The sequence below is a fragment of the Pseudomonas sp. NPDC089396 genome, assembly GCF_044749545.1.
GTDB lineage: Bacteria > Pseudomonadota > Gammaproteobacteria > Pseudomonadales > Pseudomonadaceae > Aquipseudomonas.
Genome location: NZ_JBIVIC010000005.1, coordinates 171415 through 194051, shown reverse-complemented (window position 1 = coordinate 194051; position 22637 = coordinate 171415). Strand labels below are relative to the sequence as shown.

15 protein-coding genes are annotated in these 22637 nt (G+C 63.4%); 1 reads left to right on the top strand and 14 read right to left on the bottom strand.

Annotated elements, in window-relative coordinates; genetic code table 11:
* Nucleotides 1–57 precede the first annotated feature (57 nt).
* From ACIPZB_RS11165 to pip, 7 genes are all read right to left on the bottom strand, one after another.
* Entirely contained in the window at nucleotides 58–792 is a 735-nt protein-coding gene (locus ACIPZB_RS11165) for an amino acid ABC transporter ATP-binding protein (RefSeq protein ID WP_400640421.1), read from the bottom strand.
* A complete protein-coding gene (locus ACIPZB_RS11160) occupies nucleotides 785–1747 on the bottom strand; it encodes an amino acid ABC transporter permease (RefSeq protein WP_008096139.1) in 963 nt (320 codons plus the stop codon). Before ACIPZB_RS11160 ends, ACIPZB_RS11165 begins: the two co-directional genes overlap by 8 nt.
* A 77-nt stretch (nucleotides 1748–1824) precedes the next feature.
* On the bottom strand, nucleotides 1825–2622 hold the full coding sequence (locus tag ACIPZB_RS11155; protein ID WP_400640420.1) for a transporter substrate-binding domain-containing protein: 798 nt from the start codon (nucleotides 2620–2622) through the stop codon (nucleotides 1825–1827).
* Nucleotides 2623–2897: 275 nt separating this feature from the next.
* A complete protein-coding gene (mdoH, locus tag ACIPZB_RS11150) occupies nucleotides 2898–5471 on the bottom strand; it encodes a glucans biosynthesis glucosyltransferase MdoH (RefSeq protein WP_400640242.1) in 2574 nt (857 codons plus the stop codon).
* Nucleotides 5464–7203 carry a glucan biosynthesis protein G gene (locus ACIPZB_RS11145; protein ID WP_400640241.1) on the bottom strand — a complete coding sequence of 580 codons (1740 nt, stop codon included), beginning with the start codon at nucleotides 7201–7203 and terminating at the stop codon, nucleotides 5464–5466. Before ACIPZB_RS11145 ends, mdoH begins: the two co-directional genes overlap by 8 nt.
* 263 nt (nucleotides 7204–7466) lie before the next feature.
* Nucleotides 7467–7904, bottom strand: a complete 438-nt coding sequence (gene dtd / locus ACIPZB_RS11140; protein WP_400640240.1) for a D-aminoacyl-tRNA deacylase — start codon at nucleotides 7902–7904, stop codon at nucleotides 7467–7469.
* On the bottom strand, nucleotides 7901–8872 hold the full coding sequence (gene pip, locus ACIPZB_RS11135) for a prolyl aminopeptidase (protein ID WP_400640239.1): 972 nt from the start codon (nucleotides 8870–8872) through the stop codon (nucleotides 7901–7903). The genes dtd and pip overlap by 4 nt, the downstream gene beginning before the upstream one ends.
* A gap of 182 nt (nucleotides 8873–9054) precedes the next feature.
* On the opposite strand from pip, the gene ACIPZB_RS11130 reads away from it, so the two are divergent.
* Complete coding sequence (locus tag ACIPZB_RS11130) at nucleotides 9055–14565, top strand: dermonecrotic toxin domain-containing protein (RefSeq protein ID WP_400640238.1); 5511 nt, start codon at nucleotides 9055–9057, stop codon at nucleotides 14563–14565.
* On the opposite strand, the gene hutG is transcribed toward ACIPZB_RS11130, so the two are convergent.
* The 7 genes from hutG to ACIPZB_RS11095 form a co-directional block, all read right to left on the bottom strand.
* A complete protein-coding gene (gene hutG, locus ACIPZB_RS11125) occupies nucleotides 14553–15356 on the bottom strand; it encodes an N-formylglutamate deformylase (RefSeq protein WP_400640237.1) in 804 nt (267 codons plus the stop codon). The genes ACIPZB_RS11130 and hutG overlap by 13 nt on opposite strands.
* A 10-nt stretch (nucleotides 15357–15366) precedes the next feature.
* Nucleotides 15367–16572 carry an imidazolonepropionase gene (gene hutI / locus ACIPZB_RS11120; protein ID WP_400640236.1) on the bottom strand — a complete coding sequence of 402 codons (1206 nt, stop codon included), beginning with the start codon at nucleotides 16570–16572 and terminating at the stop codon, nucleotides 15367–15369.
* 192 nt (nucleotides 16573–16764) lie between these two features.
* Nucleotides 16765–18297 carry a histidine ammonia-lyase gene (hutH, locus tag ACIPZB_RS11115; protein WP_400640235.1) on the bottom strand — a complete coding sequence of 511 codons (1533 nt, stop codon included), beginning with the start codon at nucleotides 18295–18297 and terminating at the stop codon, nucleotides 16765–16767.
* A 20-nt stretch (nucleotides 18298–18317) separates the two neighbouring features.
* Entirely contained in the window at nucleotides 18318–19841 is a 1524-nt protein-coding gene (gene hutH, locus ACIPZB_RS11110) for a histidine ammonia-lyase (protein ID WP_400640234.1), read from the bottom strand.
* An 8-nt stretch (nucleotides 19842–19849) separates the two neighbouring features.
* Entirely contained in the window at nucleotides 19850–20680 is an 831-nt protein-coding gene (locus ACIPZB_RS11105) for a glycine betaine/L-proline ABC transporter ATP-binding protein (protein ID WP_008098129.1), read from the bottom strand.
* Nucleotides 20677–21528, bottom strand: coding sequence for a proline/glycine betaine ABC transporter permease (locus ACIPZB_RS11100; RefSeq protein WP_008098126.1), 852 nt, complete (start codon nucleotides 21526–21528; stop codon nucleotides 20677–20679). The genes ACIPZB_RS11105 and ACIPZB_RS11100 overlap by 4 nt, the downstream gene beginning before the upstream one ends.
* Nucleotides 21529–21554: 26 nt before the next feature.
* Nucleotides 21555–22523, bottom strand: a complete 969-nt coding sequence (locus tag ACIPZB_RS11095) for an ABC transporter substrate-binding protein (RefSeq protein ID WP_400640233.1) — start codon at nucleotides 22521–22523, stop codon at nucleotides 21555–21557.
* Nucleotides 22524–22637 lie beyond the last annotated feature (114 nt).

Genomic DNA, 22637 nt, shown 5'->3' with positions numbered 1-22637 from the left:
GCTCTGCGGCCCAATCGCTGGCAAGCCAGCGATTGGGCTGCAAAGCAGCCACAGCGGTTACAGCACTTGGCGCAGGAAGGCCTGGGCCCGCGGATCTCTAGGCGAATCGAAGAACGCCACCGGCGCCGAATCTTCCAGCAGCTTGCCGTGATCGAAGAACAGCACGCGGTCCGCCACTTCCCGGGCAAAGCCCATTTCGTGGGTCACGCAGACCATGGTCATGCCTTCCTGGGCCAAGGTCTTCATCACATCCAGCACCTCGCCGACCATTTCCGGGTCGAGCGCCGAGGTCGGCTCGTCGAACAGCATCACTTTCGGGTCCATGGCCAGGGCACGGGCGATCGCCACCCGCTGCTGCTGGCCGCCGGACAGGCGCGACGGATATTCATTGGCCTTCTGCGAAATACCCACCTTCTCCAGCAACGCACGGGCCTTGGCCTCGCGGTCGGCCTTGCTGCGCTTGCGCACCACCTTCTGCGCCAGGCACAGGTTCTCCAGCACGGTCATGTGCGGGAACAGGTTGAAGTGCTGGAACACCATGCCGACTTCACGGCGGTAGGCGTTGATGTCGGTCTTCGGGTCGTCCAGGCGCAGGCCGTCGATGGCCACATGGCCCTCGTCGAAATGCTCCAGGCCGTTGAGGCAGCGCAGGAAGGTCGACTTGCCCGAACCGGACGGGCCGAGCACCACAACCACTTCGCCCTTGGCCACCTGCGTGGTGACGTTATCCACCGCGCGCACCACATGGCCACGGGTGTCGAAGACTTTCAGCAGGTCACGGACTTCAATCACTTTGCGCAAGCCTCCGCTCGAGCCGGCTGGCCATGTGCGACAGCGGCAGGTTGATCAGCAGGTACAGGCCTGCCACACAGAACCAGATCTCGAAGGTCGAGAACGAGGTGGTGATGGCCTCGCGGCCACTCTTGGTCAGTTCGGTGATGGCGATCACCGACACCAGCGAAGTGTCCTTGACCAGGCTGATGAACTGCCCGGCCAGCGGCGGCAGCACACGCTTGAACGCCTGGGGCAGGATCACATGGCGCATCGACTGACCGGCATTCAGGCCCAGGGAGCGAGCTGCCTCGTTCTGACCCTTGGCAATCGACTGCACGCCGGCACGCACGATTTCCGCCACGTAGGCTCCGGTGAACAGCGCCAGCGCCGCCACGCCGGCAAACTCGCGGGAGAGGTTGAGCACGGTGCCGATGAAGAAGTAGAAGATGAAGATCTGCACCAGCAACGGCGTGCCACGCACCAGCTCGACATACACCGTCGACAGATCGCGCAGCGTCGGGTTGTTGGAAAGCCGGCACAACCCGGCGAACAGCCCGATCACCAGGCCCAGCGCCCCGGAAACCACCGAGATCCACAAGGTCGTCCACAGGCCCCACGCCAGCGGACCGGCAGCCCAGTGGCGGGTCACGCCGACCTGGTCGCCTTCGGAGACGTCGTCGCCGCGGCTCAGTTGCAGGCTGTCCTTGGCAACGTCGAGTACTTGCTCGTCACCGTTTTCGTCCTTCAGCGTGACGCGCGCGTTGTCACCGGAAACGACGATGTCCTGCACGGTGCCGTAACCGGCCGCACGCTGCGCTTCCTCGGCCTTGTAGGCGAAGTATTGCGGCACGCGGTTCCAGCGCCACTCGTAGGAAATCATCGAAGTGGCCATGTACAGGCTGAATGCCAGGCCCACCAGGACCAGCGCGGTCAGCGCATGCCAGGGCCACTGGGCTTTCTTGTGTTTGATCACGTGGGTACTTCCGTAAATGCGAACGCGCAGGGTTTGCCTGCGCGTCGGGGTCAAAGCCTGGGCTGGTGGCCTGGGCCTTATTCCATTTCCTTCAGCCAGTCCTTGTTCTTGAACCACTTGTCGTGGATACGATCGTAGGTCCCGTCATGCTTGATCTGGTGCAGGAAGTTGTTGATGAAGTTGATGCTGTCGTAGTCGCCCTTCTTCAGGCCGAAGGCCAGCGGCTCGTAGGTGAAGGGTTCTTCGAGGAACAGCAGCTTGCCAGCGCCGGCCTTGTCCACTGCCACCACGTTGTACGGCGCGTCGTAGACAAAGGCGTCAGCCTTGCCGTTGACCACGTCCATCACCGCTTCCTGCTCGTTGTCGTAGCCGTGGTACTGGGCCTTGGCGATCAGCTTCTTGGAAACCATCTCGCCGGTGGTGCCGAGCTTGGAGGTAATGCGGTACTTCTCGTTGTTCAGGTCCTTGTACGACTTGATCTCGCCTGCCAGCTCCTTGCGGATCAGCAGGGTCTGGCCGACCACGATGAAGGGTTCGCTGAAGTTCAGGCGCAGGTTGCGTTCCTGGGTCAGGGTCATGCCGCTGCCGATGATGTCGAACTTGTCGGTCAGCAGGGCCGGGATGATGCCGTCATAGGCGGTGGAGACAGCCTCGAACTTGACGCCCATGGACTTGGCCATGGCTTTGAGGACATCGACTTCGAAGCCGATGATCTCGCCGCGCTTGTTGGTCATCTGGAACGGCATGTAGGTGGGGTCCATGCCCACCCGCAAGGTGCCACGCTTGACCGCGTCGTCGATGGCGCCGGCCTGGGCGGAAGCGACCGCGACCAGCGCGGTGACGCCCACCAGCAGGCGCGAAAGGTATTTCTTCATCATCACCAAGTCCCCTAGCAAGAAAAGTAGCGAATCTTATCGTTGGCTCGGCCGTGGCGGCCGGCGTGTTTTATCGGAGAAGGATGCTAACGCATGGCGGCTCCGGGACCTAGAGCCGGGGGGGACTTTGTTGGCCAAAATCCACTAGACAGGAACATTGCAGGCGAGGGCTTTGCCCTCGTTTCGCGACACAAGGCCGCTCCTACAGGGATTTGCGTATTCCTGTAGGAGCGGCCTTGTGTCGCGAAAGGGCCGCAAAGCGGCCCAAGGCTGGATCAGGCGCCGACGAGTGCCGGTTGGCCTTCATTCTCCGGGTGCAGCGGCAGCAACGGCGAATGCGGGTCGTTGTCGATCGAAGCGCGCCACACGTCGATCCAGGCAGAATGGTGCCCCGCCCAGACCTGCTCGTGCAGGCGTGCCAGGGCCACCGGATCGCTCAGCAAGGCCAGGCGGGTATTGAGGTCCAGCCCTTGCGGCCCAACCTCCAGCGCCTTGGCCACACGCTCGGCGCGCAGCGCTTCGATGGCTGCTGCCTGACCATGACGAGCAGTGGCCATGGCGCAAGCCAGGGCGTTCTGCCGCGGGTCGACCACGGCCCGCACGAAGCCGTCGTGCAGGGCATGCCAACGGTTTTCATGGGTGTACTGATCGGTTGCCAGCAGTTCCTGCGGGGTAGCGTACTCCTCGGGAATCAGGAACAGCTTCTCGTCCTTGGCCGCCAGACCCAGTCGGGTACGGCTGGAAATCACCGAAACCGGGATCGACAGCACCAGCGAACCCACGATCGGCGCCAGCCACCACAGGAAGCTCGGGTTCAGCCATGCGACCAACCCGGCCCAGGCAAAGCCCAGCAGGGTCTGCGGGCCATGGCGACGCACCGCCTCGCTCCACGGGGTGGAGTCGTCGTCACGCTGCGGCGAATTCCAGGTCGCGGCCCAGCCGAGGAACGCAGCCAGCACGAAGCGGGTGTGGAAAATCATCCGCACCGGCGCCAGCAACATGGAGAACAGCATCTCCATCAGCATCGACAAGGTGACCTTGATGCGTCCGCCGTACTCGACCGCGCCCTTGGCCCAGATCAGCACGATACTGAGCAGCTTGGGCAGGAACAGCAGCACGATGGTGGTGGAGAACAGCGCAACCGCCTTCTCCGGGTGCCACTGCGGCCACAGCGGGTAGAGCTGGTACGGCTCGATGAAGTACTGCGGCTCCATCAGCGTGTTGGTCGCCAGCAGCGCAGTCGACAGCACCAGGAACAGGAACCACAGCGGCGCCGACAGGTACGACATGACGCCGGTGAGGAACACCGCACGGTGCACCGGGTGCATGCCCTTGACCAGGAACAGGCGGAAGTTCATCAGGTTGCCGTGGCACCAGCGACGGTCGCGCTTGAGCTCGTCGAGCAGGTTCGGCGGCAGCTCTTCGTAGCTTCCCGGCAGGTCGTAGGCGATCCACACGCCCCAGCCGGCACGGCGCATCAGCGCGGCTTCGACGAAGTCGTGGGAGAGGATGGCCCCGGCGAACGCGCCCTTGCCCGGCAACGGCGCCAGGGCGCAGTGCTCGATGAACGGCTTCATGCGAATGATCGCGTTGTGGCCCCAGTAATGCGACTCGCCCAGCTGCCAGAAGTGCAGGCCGGCGGTGAACAGCGGGCCGTACACGCGGGTAGCGAACTGCTGCATGCGCGCATACAGGGTGTCCATGCCCGAGGCCTTCGGCCCGGTCTGGATAATGCCGGCGTCCGGGTTGGCCTCCATCAGGCGCACCAGGCTGCTCAGACACTCGCCACTCATCACGCTGTCGGCGTCGAGCACGACCATGTACTTGTACTCGCCACCCCAGCGACGGCAGAAGTCGTCGAGGTTGCCGCTCTTGCGCTTCACGCGGCGGCGGCGGCGGCGGTAGAAGATGCGGCCGAAGCCCTTGGTCTCGCGGCACACGTCCAGCCAGGCCTGTTGCTCGGCCACGGCGATGTCGGTGTCGTTGGTGTCGCTGAGCACGAAGAAGTCGAAGCGGTCGAGGTTGCCGCTGGCTGCCACCGACTCGAAGGTGGCGCGCAAACCTGCGAACACCCGCGGCACGTCTTCGTTGCAGATCGGCATCACCAGCGCGGTGCGCGCCTCGGGAGCAATCGGCTCGTTGCCAGCGCTGCTACCCGAAATCTTGTACTTGTCACGCCCGGTGAGCAGCTCGAGGAAGCCCATCAGCGCGGTCCAGAAGCCCGCCGACACCCAGCAGAAGAGGATACCGAAGAGGATCAGGATGGACGTCTGCAAGGCATACGGCCAGACCTGCACCACGGTGTCCCAGAGCGGCTGGTTGACCACCTCGGCGAGGTCGACGAACGACCAGCCCTGGTACGGCAGGATGCCCTTCATGTACCAGCCGGCGACGATGGTCTGACCGATCATCAGGGCCAGCAGGATATAGCGGCGGATCGAGCCGACCGTACGCCAGCGTGCCTTGGGCAGCTCGCGCTGGGCCGGCTGCGGGGCGTTGGGGCGGCCTGTCATGCGCCGCCACATGCGGATCAGCACGTTGGTGCGCCACGGCTCGGGAACGACCTTGGTGCGCTTGATCGGCGGGGCGATCTTCAGGCACAGGCGGCCGCTGCCGTCGACGCCGAGCATTTCGGCATCTTCCAGCTCGGCGGCGCTGCCTACGGTCAGGCGCGAGCCCACCGAGGCCTGTACGGCCTCGGTGGAATCGGCGGCCGGTCTGGCCGCCAGGCGTTGGTGCAGCTCACCGAACGACGTGCAGCTGGCGAGTTCCGCACGCTGCTCGTCGCTCAGTGGGAGGTGGGCCAGGTACTCGCCAAGCGATTCCGGCCTTGCGCTTGAGTTACTCATCGGCAGGCAACTGATAGCTCCAGGTCTCGGTCAGCACTTTTTCCGTGGTGGCCGGTGTCCCGTTGGTGGACGCCGCATCGGCGGCTGGTTGTTCGGCCTTGGCTGGCTCCTGCGCCTTGGCAGTTTTGTCGTGCTTGGCGTGCTTGGCAGCGGCCTTGTCCTGCTTGCTGTCCTGGGCAGGCTTGGCCGGCTCGACCGGTACGTCACGTACCAGCGCGGCGCGCATCTCGGTGGCCTTGTTGGCTTCCTTGACCTTCAATCGCAGGGTCAGGCGCCAGCCTTTGGTTTCCGGGTTATAGCGCAGATTGTTCTCGACCACCTCGGCGTTGTCACCCACGCTGACCTGGCTGCGCACTGCGGTGTCTTCCGGCAGCGCGGCCAATGCCGGGCCTGCGAAGTCGACCAGGAAGGCAACGCTGCCGTCTGGCTGGCGGATCAGGTTGGACTGCTTGACGTCACCGGTGGAACGCAGGGTCTGCTTGACCCAGCCCAGGTCCGGTGCCTGGAACTTCGGCTCGTCGAGGGTCCAGTGCAGGCGGTAGGCGTATTCGACCGGCTTGCCTGGCTCCGGCAGTGTCTCCGGGCTCCAGAAAGCAACGATGTTGTCGTTGGTCTCGTCGGCGGTCGGGATCTCGACCAGGTCGACGGTGCCTTTGCCCCAGTCGCCCTTAGGCTCGATCCAGGCGCTCGGGCGCTTCTGGTAGTTGTCGTCGAGGTCTTCGTAGTCGCTGAAGGCGCGCTGGCGCTGCATCAGGCCGAAACCACGCGGGTTCTCGACGCTGAAGTTGCTCACGGCCAGGTGTTTCGGGTTGTTCAGCGGGCGCCACAGCCACTCGCCGTTGGCGGCGTGGATCGACAGGCCTTCGGAATCGTGCAGGGCCGGACGGTAGTTCAGGACCTTGGACGGCTGGTTGGGGCCGAACAGGTACATGCTGGTCAGCGGCGCGATACCCAGGCGGCTGACGTGGTCACGCAGGAACACGCGGGACTGCACGTCGACCACGGTGTCGTTGCCCGGACGCAGGATCAGCTTGTAGGCGCCGGTGGAGCGTGGCGAGTCCAGCAGGGCGTAGATCACCAGGTGCTTGTCGGCAGGCTTGGGCTTCTCTACCCAGAATTCGGTGAAGCGCGGGAACTCCTCGCCGGACGGCAGTGCGGTGTCGATCGCCAGGCCACGGGCCGACAGGCCGTACACGTGGCCCTTGCCGACCACGCGGAAGTAGCTGGCCCCCAGCAGGGTCATGATCTCGTCCTGCTTGTCGGCCTTGTTGATCGGGTAGAGCACGCGGAAACCGGCGTAACCCAGGTTCTTGGTGGTTTCCGGGTCGTGCGGCACGTCACCGAACTCGAAGCGGCTCGGGTCGTACTTGATTTCCTCGACCGTGGAGGCAGTGACTTCGTTGATCTTCACCGGCGTGTCGAAGTGCATGCCCTGGTGATAGAAGGACAGCTTGAACGGGGTCTTGTCCTTCGCCCACTCGGCCTTTTCCTGCAGGAAGTGAATCTTCTGGTAGTCGGCGAACTTCATGTCGCGGAAGACTGCCGGCAGATTGCTTTTCGGTGCTTCGTACTTCTGGCCGGCCAGATCCTTTGCCTTGGCTGCAACATCGTCAAGATTGAATGCCCACAGCTGGCCCGCGCTCATCAGACCAACCAGGGCGACGCTGGCCATCAGGGCCTTGCGCAGCCGAGTGCCGGGGATACTTGATGCTTTTTGGGGACTTACAATCACGAGCAACCCTCGCCGAAAACAGATCATGAAACCAACGGCCAGCGACAAATGCCGGGTTGGCGAGCACTGTTCGGACCCCGTGAGGGCGTAATGATTCCCCAAACGGATCCAGACAATGCTCGAGTCAGAGTGAAACGAACCTGCGAACGCAGGTTCATGCAGCGCGCGATTATCCAGCACGTCGCGTTACAACGCATCAGGCAGCACCAACTATTTATCGTACAAAACCCCTTGTTTTCCTATAAACAGGGGGTTTTTTTACCTCATATTTGTAACAGGAATGTCACCGGGCCATCATTGACCAGGTGCACCTGCATGTCCGCACCGAATTGCCCGCTTGCCACAGCAGGGTGCTGGCCCTGGGCTTGCTGCAACAGGTAGTCGAACAGCTCGGCGCCCAGTGCCGGCGGCGCGGCTGTCGAGAAGCCCGGGCGCATGCCGCTGCGGGTATCTGCAGCCAAGGTGAACTGGGACACCAGCAGCAAGCCGCCGCCGACATCCTTGAGCGACAGGTTCATCTTGCCCTGCTCGTCACTGAACACACGATAGTTGAGCAACTTGTGCAACAGCTTATCGGCATGCTCGCGCGTATCTTCAGGCTCGACTGCCACCAGCACCAGCAGGCCCTGGTCGATGGCGCCGACGATGTCCCCCGCCACCTCTACCCGCGCGCCGCGCACGCGCTGCAACAGCCCCTTCATGCTTCTTCCAGGGGCAGGTCGAGCAAGCGCCGGGCCATCTGGTCGGCGGCGCGTACCAGGGCATCGGTGATACCCGGCTCGGAGGCGGCATGCCCGGCGTCGCGGATCACTTTCAGTTCGCTGTTCGGCCAGGCCTGGTGCAGCGCCCAGGCGTTTTCCAGCGGGCAGATCACGTCGTAGCGGCCATGCACGATCACCGCCGGCAGGTGGGCGATCTTGGGCATGTCGCGGATCAGCTGGTCAGGCTCGAGGAAGGCATCGTTCATGAAGTAGTGGCATTCGATGCGCGCGATCGACAAGGCCCGCTGCGGCTCGGAGAAGCGGTCGACCACCAGCGGGTTGGGACGCAGGGTGGCGGTACGGCCTTCCCAGGTAGACCAGGCTTTGGCGGCATGCATCTGGGCGATCTGGTCGTTGCCGGTCAGGCGCTTGTGGAAGGCCTTGACCAGGTCACAGCGCTCTTCTGGCGGAATCGGTGCGATGTAGTCCTGCCAGTAGTCGGGGAACAGGCGGCTGGCGCCCTCCTGGTAGAACCACTGAATCTCCTGCGGCCGGCACAGGAAGATGCCGCGCAGGATCAGGCCATGCACCCGCTCGGGGTGGGTCTGGGCGTAGGCCAGGGCCAGGGTGGAACCCCACGAGCCGCCGAACAGCACCCACTTGTCGATCCCCAGGTGCTTGCGGATGCGTTCCATGTCCTCGACCAGGTGCCAGGTGGTGTTGTTCTCCAGGCTCGCATGGGGCGTGGAGCGGCCACAGCCGCGCTGGTCGAAGGTGATGATGCGGTACAGGTTGGGGTCGAAGTAGCAACGGCTCTGGGCATCACAGCCCGCGCCTGGGCCACCGTGGATGAACACCACCGGCAGACCTTCGGGCGAACCGCTCTCGTCGACATACAGCACATGCGGCGCTTCCACGGCCAGATCGTGCCGGGCGTAGGGTTTGATCTGCGGGTAGAGGGTCTGCATTGCGCACTCCGTGTGAGGATATTGACTGCCGTTGGGCATCATAAACCTGAATTGCGCTTTGAGCATGTCCTCGTACCGTCGAACGGCAAAGTTCGAGGAATCACCGAGCGGAATTATCTACCACATGCGCGCCAGGCGCATGGCCATAGTCGCTGAGCCTTCCACTTCACTTAGGGCTCACCATGACCTTGGAAAAAGACAACGGCATCCCCTATGCGCTGATCGCCGGAAAAACCCCCGACTGGATGAAAAACGCTCCGCCATCGACCCATACCCTGATGCAGCAGGTGATGAGCGCACGTGCAGCCGAGCTGCAGCAGGCCTGCCAGGTCGAACCTGCCATCGCCCGGGCACTGGCGAGCGAGCATGCGCGCGTGCAGGCCGCCATGCTTGAGGTGCAGGCCCTGTATCAGTCTCTGCCTGACCTGCAAACCTTTGCCAAGGAACAGCTGGCCACGTCCATCAAGGAAACCTTCGGCATCGAACTGGATGTCACCGACAACCACCTGCTGGACGTCCGGCACCTCGACCATCAACCAGGAGAGGATTTGCAGGTCTACACGCTTGCCACCCGTTCCTTGCTGGAGAGTGCGCTGCGCAACTTCGAGGCCAGCGCAGCCGAGCCCGGGGGTATGGATAACGCCAATGCCCTGCTCAAGAAGTCGGTGATCCTCGACCACAAAGGTTTCATGGGCACGGTACCGATCCCCAACACCCTCGACATGGCCCCCGAACGGTTTGCCCGCATGTGCCGTGAACTGGATATCGGTGGCCAGTACCAGGCAAAACTGCAGGCCATCCATTACAGCGACCTGAAGAGCGGTGAAAGCAACAAGGTGACCGGCGAGAAGCTTGCCGAGCTTGAGCGCTGCACGTTCACCCGGAGCCTGCACCTTGCCCGGCTACAGAACGACATCAGCCAGGGCCTCTACGAGGCAGCCCTGGCGCTGCCTCTGGATGTTCCGGTGCACGCCCCCACCCTGACATTCGGTGTCATTACGCTCTGGGATGTACAACTGACCCATGTGCGGCTGCTCGATTACAGATCAGCCGATGGGGAATCTTCGGTGGCGCTTTACATTCCCGCCGACCCTGAGACACCGCTTCGGGAATTCGCATCGAAGACAGCCTGCGAGCAATGGTTGCGCGACCGTTTGCTCGGCGACATCAGATACCTCGACCACTGCATGAAAGAGCGCCACAAGGCACATCTGCAGACCCGGTTGCTGGACCGGCTGATGCCATTGACGCTGACGCAGAAAGGCACTCATGAACGTATCGCAGATCCTCACGCGACGTTGTACCTGCAAGTACGCCAGCTAAGTGGTTCCCTGTTGCAGGGGCTGGTCACGGAAAAAGTCTTTCGCCATGAAGAAGACGCCGCCTTCCACGCCATCCCCACAACCCTCATCGATACCATCACTGCAGTGAGTTACCGCGAGCACTTGCTGCAAAAAGCACTCACCTCACTCAATATCGCCGGGTTCTTCATACCTGCCGTGGGCGAGGTCATGCTAGGTGTCAGTGCATTGCAACTGGCTTATGAGGTCTACGAGGGTATCGAAAGCTGGGCCCATGACGATCGGCAACAGGCCTACCAGTACCTGATGGATGTGGTGAAGAACGTGGCAGAGATGGCCGCGTTCACCTTGGCCCTCAAGGCGATCCAGGGCGGTGCGAGCACCCTTGACCCAAGGCAGCTGGTCGAACCCATGCCGGTGGAAACACCGTCATTCATTGAAGAGCTCGATGACGTGGAACTGCCGGAAGGCCAGACCAGGCTCTGGCAGGCCGACCTTGCGCCCTATGCGCAGCCCATCGATTTTCCCGCCACACTCCAGCCAGACAACCTGGGGCTACGGCATCACAAAGGCAGAGCATGGCTTGTTCTGGACGGCCAAGCCTATTCGGTAAGGCGTGCTGCGCAGGACGATGGCTACGTTATCGAACACCCGACCCGGGCGGACGCCTACCAACCACCACTGCGTCACAACGGTACCGACAGCTGGCTGCATCCCTTGGACCGCCCCGAGCAATGGCAGGCAAGCCAACTGGTGCGCCGCTCGGGGGCAGGTAACGAACACTTCGACGAGAACACCGTACGGCGCACCTTGCGGGTAAGCGACATCGACGAGGATGTCCTGCGCAAAGTGCTGTGCGACAGCCAGCGCCTGCCCGGCCAGCTGGAAGATACCTTTACCCGCTTCAAGCTGTACCAGCGCCTTGAACAGGCAAACACGCAGGCATTGCCCGGCGAGGTTCAGCGCGACTTCCAGCTGCAGTACCAGCGCCTGCCCGCCAGCCAGGGGCCGGGGGCCGAAATGCTCCACGCACGCTATCGGCAGCTGCCCTCCCCCGTCATCGAGGAGCTGCTGAACAATGCCACCACCAGCGAACTGGGCGAACTGGACAATGGCAAGGTGCCCAGGCGCCTGGCCGATGAAATCCGCCTGCTACAGCAGCAGATCAGGCTCAACCGCGCCTACGAAGGGCTGTACCTGGACCAGTTGCGCAACTGGGACACCGATTGCTTGGTGCTGCACACCCTCGCGCAGTTACCTGGCTGGCCTGTGGATCTCGGCATCACCCTGGAACAGCGCATCTACTCACCCAGCCAACGTGCCCGCATCGGCCCTGATGCAGCGCAGGGTCCAACGATCATCAGTGCCCAGGCCGGCTACAGACTGATGAGCAGTGAACCCTCCGATGCTCCGCTGAAAACTTACACCTCGTTGCATGGTGCCCTGTTCGAAGCGCTCAGCGAAGCGCAGCGCACGGCGCTGGGGATCGACAACCACCTGGCATTCAAGGCAATGGTTCAGCAAGCTGACCTGCTGCCACGCCCAGCGCTGAGGCAGATTCTGGGCATGCAGCCAGTGGAGCCCGGTTTCCGCTCACCCATGCGCCTGGCCGACGGGCGTATCGGCTACCCTTTGGGCGGTACTCGCCCGCGCGTCACCAGCATTTCGCGGCAAACACTGCTCGCCAGGATCAGGCAGATCAGTTTGCACACCCCCACGCCACGTCCCGCCGAGCAGATCCTGGCATCACTGGAAAGCCGCAGCCTCGATCGCAACGCGATCAGTGGCCAACTCGACAACCTGCTGGAGCAACGCAGCCAATTGCAGTCCAGCCTGAGCCTCTGGCGGCAGATGGCGGCCGTATTGCCCAACCACAGCGCCAACGACTTCGAGCACATGGCGAATGCCATTACCCAGCATTGGTATGATCGCGCCTTTGCAGCACACGAAAGCCTGGTCACGCCCTTGCGCCTGGAGCGGTTGTCGCTGCTGGACTTTCCGCTTCGGCTGCCGACCTTCTTCACTGCAGGCGTCAGCGACCTGCAGTTGCTCGAAACCCAGCCTGAACGCTATCAGAGCGTGCGCGAGCACACGCCACGGTTGAACAGCATGCTGCGGCAATTCGCCAACGTGAGAACGCTGGAGATCAGCCGCCCCTACCGGCAAGATGCATTGCCTTCGCCGTTCCAGTTCAGCTTGCCGTTGATCGCAGAGCAGTTGCCCTCGCTGCAAACGCTACGCCTGACCCACCAGAACATCATCATTTCAATGGTCGATATCGACAGCCTCGCGAACCTGAACGAGCTGCGCCACCTGGACCTCAGCGGGAACCGCCTCTCCGACGACAATCCGCCCGACTTCAGTCGCTTGAGCCTGGATTATCTTGGCCTCGACAACATGCAGCTGGAACACTGGCCGGATGGGCTCGGCTACAGTAGCGCCTCCCGCATGCAGCAGATTTCCCTGCGCAACAACCAGATCACGATGCTGCCCGACTTCCTGCTGGAAAGGACACACGGCGTTCCCCACCATCCCCGGTTGCTCCTGCAAGGCAACGCCATCAGCCATGACCACATGCTGCCGGTGATGCTCGACCAGGACGGCTGGGGCCAGCACTTCGAGTGGGACCAGCCCGATGCCTTCCTTGAGCAGCTGAATCAGCATCTGACGCTGCGAGAACGGCTTCACGATCATCTCGACAATTACCTCAACGCGTCCTCCTCGACCGCAGTGGTCAGCCAAGCCGTGTACAACGGCAGAAGGGACATCGCTACAGCGCTGAACGCGTTCTGGAGCAGTCAGGAAATCGGCCAACTCAGCATCCCGTTACGCCTGACAGGCGTAGCACTGGAATTGTTCCCGACTCGGTTACCCACGTTCTTCTGCGAGCGCGTAACTACCCTCTGCCTCGAAAATGTCAGCGGTACCACCGCGCAACTGCAAGATCTGCTCAGTCGCTTCCCTGGCATGACCCGCCTGACCCTGGACACGTTCGTGCGGGCACCGCATGACCTGCCGATGGCGCTGCAGCAATCCTCTCAACTGACCTTTCTGGCACTGCGTAATGTCGGGCTGGAGGTCGATCAGCACTTCATGGATGCGTTGGCGCCACTGCACCGGCTGCGAATACTTGACCTCAGAAACAACCGCGCCGGCACAATCGTCAATGTCCCGCATACACTCATCACACTGCGACGCATCAACCTCAACGAAATGGGCCTCGAGCATTGGCCAACCTGGGTCAATAGCCTGTTACCCCTGGAAATGCTGGACCTGAGTGATAACCAGCTCAGGGAATTGCCTCCCTTCATCATGCAAAACCTCGATAACAGCGTGCCCATCAGCACCATCCGCCTGAACGGCAACCCATTGAGGGAGGATGTCGTCCACCGCGCACGCGTGTCATCGGAGAGCCGTAGCAGCTTTACGCTCAGGCTCGATGCCGTCGACGAATGGTACGAGGACCTGCTCAGCGCGATTCGCGACGAGTGGGGTGGACTGCCCATCGAAGATACACCCAGACTCACGGACTGGCTCCTGGCTTCAGAGGTGGAAAACGAAGCCCTGCGCGACACCTGGGAGCAACTTGAGGAAGCAGGCGATGCCCAGGATCTGCTGGCCCTTGTAGGCCGATTGAAAAATACCGCTGCCTACCAGAATGACCAGACCCGCTTGGCGTTCTGTGAACGCGTTCGCAAGGTATTGGTCAGGGCGTTGCTTGATCCGGACGATCGGGCGCTTTTCAACATCCAGGCCAGCGAAGCCTTGATCCAAGAAGACGGCGACCATACCTGCTATGACGGCGCCCTGCTGACCTTCAAGAACATCGAGTTCTACATTGCCAGCGAATATTTGAAGTTTGATGGCGAAGACAGCGAGGCCAACTTGTATCGTGAGCTGCGCCGCCTGTATCGCTTGCGCACGGTAGATGAGGTGGCCACGCGCGAAGCTGGCGACCGGGATATAGCCGAGGTACGCCTGACCTACCTGCGCGAACTGAATGGGCCACTGCAACTTGGCCAGCCCGTCGATAGGCTGATGTATGCGATCAACCCCAGTTTCGAGGAATTGATCGATGCAGAGTTGCAGGTCCGGCGCGGGGAACTCGGCGAGGATTTCCTGCGTTTTGCTGCCGCCAACGAAGTTTGGGTCCAACACTTGCGCCAGTCCTACTCGGAGCGCTTCGCACAAATCGAAAGCCATTACCGAGACCAGGTGAGCGAACTCCCCGAACGCTATCCAGAACGGTCACTGGATGACCTGAGCGAGGAATTCAATGCCCTGGAACGAAGCCGGAAGGCCCGCGAATCACACCTGATCCGCGAACTCACCGCCTTCGCCGACCCTGATCGCAAGCCGCGCTCTTCGAGTGATCCGGCTCAACGCCCGTAGCGCTCACGCCCCCAGTCCACGGTCGTTTCCAGCAGCTTGCGCAGTACCTTCTGGGTCGGCTGCGCAAGTTCCTCGCGATAAGCGAAAGGTTCGCACTCTTCCATGTAGGTACTTTGCGCAAGCTCCAGCTGCACGGCGTGGATGTTCTCGCCTGGGTGGCCATAGTGGCGGGTGATGTGGCCGCCCTTGAAGCGCCCGTTCAGCACATGGCTATAGGCGCTTTGCTCGGCGCATACACCCTGTAGTCGCTCGGCCAGCCGAGGGTCGCAACTGGCACCATTGAAGGTGCCGAGGTTGAAGTCCGGCAGCTTGCCGTCGAACAGGTGCGGGATGTGCGAGCGGATCGAATGGGCATCCCACAGCAGCGCATAGCCGAACTGCTCGCGCAGGCGATGCAATTCGTTGCGCAGGGTGTCGTGGTAAGGCCGCCAGATCTGCTCCAGGTAGGTGGCGCGCTCGTGCGCCGAGGGTACTTTCCCTTCCTTGAACAGCGGCTCGCCCTCGAACAGCGTGGCAGGAAACAGACCCGTGGTCGCCCCGACATACAGCGGCTGGTCGTCTTGCGGCCGGTTCAGGTCGATGACGAACCGCGAGTACTCCGCCGCCACCACGCTGGCGCCCAGATCACGGGCGAAATCGTACAGTCGCGGGATGTGCCAATCGGTGTCGGGCAGGCTGCGAGCCGCGTCGACCAGGCCCTCCTGCACGGCAGGGGTCAGTTTCAGCCCCGCGTGGGGCATGCTGATCAACAGGGGCAAACGGCCCTGGTGGAAACTCAGTACCTTGTCCATCTGGCCTCTCTCAATTGGAAATCTCGTTGCCCTTGCGCACCACGCGCTTGGGCAGGTCGCCGCCCAGCCAGTAGGCCAAATCGGCGGGGCGCTCGATCTGCCAGGCGACGAAGTCCGCCACCTTGCCGGTTTCGAGCGAACCATGGCTGTCGCCAAGACCCAGTGCGGTGGCGGCATGCAGGGTGACACCGGCCAACGCGTCTTCCGGAGTCATGCGGAACAACGTGCAACCCATGTTCAGCATCAGCCGCAACGACAGGCCAGGCGAAGTACCGGGGTTGAGGTCGCTGGCCAGGGCGATCTTCACGCCATGGCGGCGCAAGGCGTCCATCGGTGGCAACTGGGTTTCACGCAAGAAATAGAATGCACCCGGCAGCAGCACCGCGACAGTGCCGGCCTTGGCCATGGCGATGGCGTCTTCCTCGGTCATGAATTCCAGGTGGTCGGCAGACAGCGCCTGATAACGCGCCGCCAGGCTGGAACCGTGCAACGGCGAAAGCTGTTCGGCGTGCAGCTTGACCGGCAGGCCCAGTTCACGCGCCTTGATGAACAGCCGCTCGACCTGTGCCGGGGAGAACGCCAGGTGCTCGCAGAAGGCGTCCACCGCATCCACCAGCCCTTCCTCGGCCAGGGCCGGGAGCATTTCGTCGCAGATGTGGGCGATGTAGTCGTCCGAACGGCCGGCGTACTCCGGCGGCAAGGCATGCGCGGCGAGGCAGGTGGCACGTACTGCCACAGGCAGTTCGTCGGCCAGGCGCCGGGCCACGCGCAGCATCTTGCGCTCGTTGGCCAGGTCCAGGCCGTAACCGGACTTTATCTCGATCGTGGTCACGCCATCGCGCATCAGTGCCTGCACGCGCTGGCGGGCACTGGCGAACAGTTCGTCCTCGCTGGCCGCGCGGGTGGCGCGCACGGTGCTGGCGATGCCACCGCCTTGGGCGGCGATTTCGGCATAGCTCACGCCCTGCAGACGCTGTTCGAACTCGCCGCTGCGGTTGCCGCCGAACACCGCGTGGGTGTGGCAGTCGATCAGGCCTGGCGTGACCCAGGCGCCATTGAGGTCGACCGTACGGGCGATTTCCAGCGCAGGCAGGTCGGCACGCGGGCCGATCCATTCGATCAGGCCGGCGTTGCTGACGATGGCGGCGTCTTCGATGGCCGAGTAGCTACCTTGGGCCATGGTTGCCGCGTGGCAGTTTTGCCAAAGGGTTCTCATACACAAACTCCGATGTCTATTCACTCAAGCAGGGCAAGAGACTCTGTAGGAGCAACTGTCTTACACAATTTCTAAAAGTTGACGCCATTCCTGTGGGAGCCGGCTTGCCGGCGATCACCGGCACAGCCGGTGCCATGCACCGCGGTGCCTTCTTCGCCGGCAAGCCGGCTCCCACGCCTGCACGGCTTGCTCCTACAGGCTTGGCAGCACCCCAGCCGGCAGCAGCGCGGTCAGCTTGCCTTCGGCCAACAAGGCACTGGCCGCCTCGATATCCGGCGAGAAGAAGCGATCGTGGTCATAGTGCGGCACTTCGCGACGCAGCACCTGGCGCGCCTGCTCCAGTTTCACCGAGGTTTTCAGCCCTTCGCGCAGGTCCAGGCCCTGGCAGGCGCCCAGCCACTCGATGGCCAACACCCCACGGGTGTTCTCGGCCATCTCCCACAACCGCTTGCCGGCAGCCGGGGCCATGGACACATGGTCCTCCTGGTTGGCCGAGGTCGGCAGGCTGTCGACGCTGTGCGGGTGTGACAGGGCCTTGTTCTCGCTGGCCAGGGCTGCCGCGGTGACCTGGGCGATCATGAAGCCGGAGTTGACCCCGCCGTTTTCCACCAGGAACGGTGGCAGCTGCGACATGTGCTTGTCCATCATCAGCGAGATGCGCCGCTCGCTCAGCGCGCCGATCTCGGCGATGGCCAGGGCCAGGTTGTCGGCGGCCATGGCGACCGGCTCGGCATGGAAGTTACCGCCAGATACCACATCGCCCTCGGCGGCGAACACCAGCGGGTTGTCCGACACCGCGTTGGCCTCGATGCCCAGCACTTCGGCGGCGTGGCGCAACTGGGTCAGGCAGGCGCCCATGACCTGCGGCTGGCAACGCAGCGAATACGGGTCCTGGACCTTGCCGCAGTTCTTGTGCGACTGGGACACCTCGGTGGACTCGCCCAGCAGGTCGCGGAAGCACGCCGCGGTATCGATCTGGCCCAGCTGGCCTCGGGCGGCATGGATGCGCGCATCGAACGGCGAACGCGAGCCCAACACGGCTTCGACGGTCAGGCCGCCGCAAGCGATGGCGGCAGCGAACAGGTCTTCGGCCTGGAACAGGCCACGCAGGGCGTAAGCGGTGGATGCCTGGGTGCCGTTGAGCAGCGCCAGGCCCTCTTTGGCTGCCAGGGTCAGCGGTTCGAGCCCGGCCACGGCCAAGGCTTCGTTGGCCGACAGCCATTCGCCGCGGTGGCGCGCCTTGCCTTCGCCGAGCAGCACCAGCGACATGTGCGCCAGGGGTGCCAGGTCACCGGAAGCGCCCACCGAGCCCTTGAGCGGAATGTGCGGGTAGACCTCGGCATTGACCAGGGCGATCAGTGCATCGATGACCTTGCGGCGGATGCCGGAAAAGCCACGGCTGAGGCTGTTGATCTTCAGCACCATGATCAACCGCACCATGGCGTCGTCCAGCGGCGCGCCGATGCCGGCGGCGTGGGACAGTACCAGCGAACGCTGCAGGTTCTCCAGGTCATGGCTGGCAATGCGGGTCGAGGCCAGCAGGCCGAAACCGGTGTTGATGCCGTAGGCCGTGCGGTCTTCGGCGATGATCCGCTCGACGCAGGCGACGCTGGCGTCGATGCCCGCGCCGGCACTCGCATCCAGGCTCAACTGCACCGGGGCCAGGTGGATACGGCGCAGCTGGGCCAGGGTCAGGCGGCCAGGAACCAGATTCAAAGCTTCCATGTTCAGACTCCTTTGCGTGATCAGCGCAGTGCCGGCAGCACTGGCTGCGGCCCTTGCGAAACTTTAAGAAGCGCGGCGGCGCGGGCGATGTCAGGGGCCAGCCAGCGGTCTTCGAGGTAGGCCGGCACCTGTTCGCGCAGCAGGCGCCAGGCGGCATCGGTACCCGCGCCGAAGCGCTGCGCCTTGAGGAATTCGAAGGCCTGGGCGGCCAGCAGGTATTCGATGGCCAGAATCTGGGTGCAGTTTTCCAGCACCTGGTGCAGCTTGAGCGCGGCATTGGTGCCCATGCTCAGGTGGTCTTCCTGAAGGCCCGAGGTAACGTAGTTATCGAGCACCGCCGGTTGCGCCAGCTGGCGGTTCTGCGCGCACAGCGAGGCCGCGACGTACTGGACGATCATCATGCCCGAGTTGACCCCAGGGTTGCTGACCAGGAATGCCGGCAGGCCACTGACGTGCGGGTTGACCAGACGGTCCAGGCGCCGCTCGGCGATCGAGCCGATCTCGGCCATGGCGATCGCCAGCAGGTCGGCGGCCATGGCCACCGACTGGCCGTGGGGGTTGGCCTGGGACACCACCCGGAAGTCATCCGGGGTCCCCAGCAACAGCGGGTTGTCGTTGGCGCCGTTGAGTTCCGCCTCGATCTGTCGGGCAGCGTGGGCCAACTGGTCACGGGCGGCACCGTGTACCTGCGGCATGGAGCGGATGCTCAAGGCGTCCTGGGTGCGGATACCCTTGCTGGCGGCGATCACTTCGCTGCCTTCGAGCAGGGCGCGCAGGTTCTCGCCCACCACCTGCATGCCCGGGTGCGGCTTGAGTGCGATGATTTCCGGGTCGAAGGCGGCGATCTGCCCACGCAAGGCTTCGAAGCTCATGGCGCCGATCACATCGGCCCATTGCAGCAGGCGGCTGGCATCATCCAGCGCCAGGCTGGCCAGGCCGGTCATGCACGGCGTGCCGTTGACCAGGCACAGGCCGTCCTTGGCCCCCAGCTGAACGGGCTCAAGGCCTTCGGCGGCCAGCGCTTCGGCGGCCTCGACGATTTGCCCGCGGTAGCTGACCTTGCCGATGCCCAGCAGGCACACGCCGACATGGGCCATGTGGGTCAGGTAGCCGACCGAGCCCTGGGACGGCACCTGCGGGGTGATGCCGTGGTTGAGCAGCGCCAGCAGCGCCTCGACCACGCCGCGCTGGAGGCCGGACTTGCCGTGGCTGTAGTTGGCGATGGCCGCGCAGATGATCGCCCGGGCCTGCTCGTCGGGCAGCGCCGGCCCCACACCACAGGCATGGCTGAGCAGGGTGTTGCGCGACAGCGCGGCGAGCTGCTCACCCTGCAACGACACGTTGCACAGCGCGCCAAGCCCGGTGTTGACGCCATAGGCACGCTCGCCGCTGTCGACGATGTGGCGCACGATGGCCTGGGCATTGTCGATACGTGCCCAGACCTGCGGCGCCAGCTCCAGGCGCGCGCCATGGCGGGCCACGGCGGCGATGTCCTGCCAGCGCAGCGCGGCGCCGGTGATGACCACAGTTGCAGCTTGCGACATGGGGCTCCTCATACCGCGATCGCGCGGCGCTGGACGAAGCGGTCGACATATTCGTCGGCCGGGTTGTGAAGGATCTGCTGGGGCGTGCCGACCTGGATCAGGCGGCCGTCCTTGAGAATGGCGATGCGGTTGCCGATGCGCACCGCTTCATCCAGGTCATGGGTGATGAACACGATGGTCTTGTGCAGGGTCTTCTGCAGCTCCAGCAACTGGTCCTGCATTTCGGCGCGGATCAGCGGGTCGAGGGCGCTGAACGCCTCGTCCATGAGGATGATGTCGGTGTCCGCCGCCAGCGCCCGGGCCAGGCCGACGCGTTGGCGCATGCCGCCCGACAGCTGGTGCGGGTACTTCTTCTCGTAGCCCTTCAGGCCCACGGTCTCGATCCACTGCATGGCACGCTCGGCGCACAGCTGCTTGCTCTCGCCGCGCACCTTCAGGCCATAGGCGACGTTGTCCAGCACGTTGCGGTGCGGCAGCAGGCCGAAGCTCTGGAACACCATGCTGATCTTGCGCCGGCGAAATTCGCGCAGGGCTTCCATGTCGTACTTCAGGATGTCTTCGCCATCGACCAGGATCTGCCCGCTGGTGGGGTCGATCAGGCGGTTGAAGTGGCGCACCAGGGTCGACTTGCCGGACCCTGACAAGCCCATGATGACGAAGATCTCGCCGCTGCCGATGGACAGCGACAGGTCGTTGACCCCCACCACGCAACCGGTCTGCGACAGCACCTGCTCCTTGCTCTGCTGGTTGCGGATCAACTGCAGGGCCTCGTCGGCGCGGTCGCCGAAGATCTTGAAGACGTTCTTCACTTCGATCTTGCTGATCGCCTGCGTGCTCATTTGCTCACCTCATGGCGTGGCCGGCCATAGGCCTGGGTAATGCGGTCGATCACCACCGCGAGAATGACGATGGCCAAGCCGGCTTCGAGGCCGCGGCCGACGTTGAGGGTCTGGATGCCGACCAGTACGTCCTCGCCCAGGCCACGGGCACCGATCATCGAGGCGATCACCACCATCGACAGGGCCATCATGGTGGTCTGGTTGATGCCGGCCATGATGCTGGGCAGCGCCAGCGGCAGCTGGACACCGAACAGTTGCTGCCAGCGGTTGGCACCGAAGGCGTTGATCGCTTCCATCACTTCACCGTCGACCTGGCGAATCCCCAGGTCGGTGAGGCGGATCAGCGGCGGCGCGGCGTAGATCACCGTGGCGAAGATCGCCGGCACCTTGCCCAGGCCAAACAGCATCAGCACCGGGATCAGGTACACGAAGCTGGGCATGGTCTGCATGATGTCCAGCAGCGGCATCAGCACCGCGCGCAAGCGGTTGCTGCGGGCCGAGAGGATGCCCAGCGGGATCCCCACCAGCACCGAGATCAGCGTGGCCACCAGCATCAGTGCCAGGGTTTGCATCAGCTTGTCCCACAGGCCGACGGCCCCGACCAGGAACAGCAGCCCGGTGATGACCAGGGTCGGCAGGATGCGCCGGGTGGCGTGCCAGGCGATCAGGGCCACCACGCCGAGCATCAGCCACCACGGGGTAGCGCGCAGCGCGCCTTCGAGGCTGACGATGGCCCAGAGCAAGGTGTCGGAGATATGCCGGAACACATCGCCGTAGTTGGTCACCAGGGCGTCGACCCAGCCATTGACCCAGTCGGCGATGGAGAATGTCAGGTTGTCAGGAAACATAGGATCCACTCATCAGCTGTGGACGCTCAAAGCGCCGCGTTGATCTTCTTGGCAGCGTCTTCGCTGACCCAGGCCTGCCAGACTTCAGGATGTTCCTTGAGGAACGCCTTGGCCAGTGCGGGCGACTCGATCCGCTCCTTGGTCATGCGCGCCAGGTTCTGGTTCAACAGGTCGATTGGCAGGTTGACCTTCTCCAGCACCGCAACCAGTTCGGGGGCTTGTTCGTGGAAGGTCTTGGACAGGCCGACCTTGATCGACACCGACTTGTCCACACCCTCTTTCTCCTGCAGCTTGACCAGGTCGACCTGGCCCATCAGCGGGGTTGGGGTCCAGTAGTAGAACAGGATAGGCTCGCCGCGCTTGTAGCTCGACAGCACCGCGGCATCCAGTGCCGGGCCGGTGCCAGGGCGGAAGTTGGTGTAGCTGCTTTCCAGGCCGTACTCCTTGAGCATCTTGCTGTTGTCCAGCTCGCAGGTCCAACCGGCCGGGCAGTTGTAGAAGCGGCCTTTGCTCGGCTCTTCCTGGTCCTTGAAGACACTGGCGTACTTGCCCAGGTCGGCGACGTTCTTGAGGTCCGGTGCCTTGGCTTCGAGCTTGCGCTTGGGGTCGCCCTCGATCACATAGCGGGGGACGTACCAGCCTTCTTCCGCGCCCACTACCGGGGCGCCGACGCCGACCACCTTGCCGGCGGCCTCGGCCTTCTTCCAGACCTCGCTGCGGCCAACCCACTCCTCGGCGAAGACCTGGATATCGTTGGTGCCCAGGGCGTTTTCCATGGTGATGGAGTTGCCGGGCAGGCTATCGGTTTCGCAGCCGTAGCCGTTCTTCAATACGAATTGCATCACGTCGGTCAGCAGCATGCCGCTTTCCCAGTTCAGCCCGGCGAACTTCACCGGCTTGCCGGACTCGCACCAGCCAGCGGCCTGGCTGCTGCCGGCAGCGCCGAGCAGGCCGAGGGCGAACAGCGAGGCGAGCAAGGTCTTGTTGGTTTTCATTGCGTGACGCTCCCAAACTTGAAAGTGGAAATCGGCAGTCCTTGCAAGGAAATGCTGGATTCGGGGGCCGCTGCGCGACCCTTTCGCGACACAAGGCCGCTCCTACAGACGACC

What these genes read in the sequence shown, in the direction of transcription:
- hutH (WP_400640234.1), bottom strand. Translation starts at nt 19,841, where the DNA reads ATGTCGCAAGCTGCAACTGTGGTCATCACCGGCGCCGCGCTGCGCTGG.
- hutI (WP_400640236.1), bottom strand. Translation starts at nt 16,572, where the DNA reads ATGAGAACCCTTTGGCAAAACTGCCACGCGGCAACCATGGCCCAAGGT.
- hutG (WP_400640237.1), bottom strand. Translation starts at nt 15,356, where the DNA reads ATGGACAAGGTACTGAGTTTCCACCAGGGCCGTTTGCCCCTGTTGATC.
- ACIPZB_RS11155 (WP_400640420.1), bottom strand. Translation starts at nt 2,622, where the DNA reads ATGAAGAAATACCTTTCGCGCCTGCTGGTGGGCGTCACCGCGCTGGTC.
- pip (WP_400640239.1), bottom strand. Translation starts at nt 8,872, where the DNA reads ATGCAGACCCTCTACCCGCAGATCAAACCCTACGCCCGGCACGATCTG.
- ACIPZB_RS11105 (WP_008098129.1), bottom strand. Translation starts at nt 20,680, where the DNA reads ATGAGCACGCAGGCGATCAGCAAGATCGAAGTGAAGAACGTCTTCAAG.
- ACIPZB_RS11095 (WP_400640233.1), bottom strand. Translation starts at nt 22,523, where the DNA reads ATGAAAACCAACAAGACCTTGCTCGCCTCGCTGTTCGCCCTCGGCCTG.
- ACIPZB_RS11130 (WP_400640238.1), top strand. Translation starts at nt 9,055, where the DNA reads ATGACCTTGGAAAAAGACAACGGCATCCCCTATGCGCTGATCGCCGGA.
- ACIPZB_RS11100 (WP_008098126.1), bottom strand. Translation starts at nt 21,528, where the DNA reads ATGTTTCCTGACAACCTGACATTCTCCATCGCCGACTGGGTCAATGGC.
- dtd (WP_400640240.1), bottom strand. Translation starts at nt 7,904, where the DNA reads ATGAAGGGGCTGTTGCAGCGCGTGCGCGGCGCGCGGGTAGAGGTGGCG.
- hutH (WP_400640235.1), bottom strand. Translation starts at nt 18,297, where the DNA reads ATGGAAGCTTTGAATCTGGTTCCTGGCCGCCTGACCCTGGCCCAGCTG.
- mdoH (WP_400640242.1), bottom strand. Translation starts at nt 5,471, where the DNA reads ATGAGTAACTCAAGCGCAAGGCCGGAATCGCTTGGCGAGTACCTGGCC.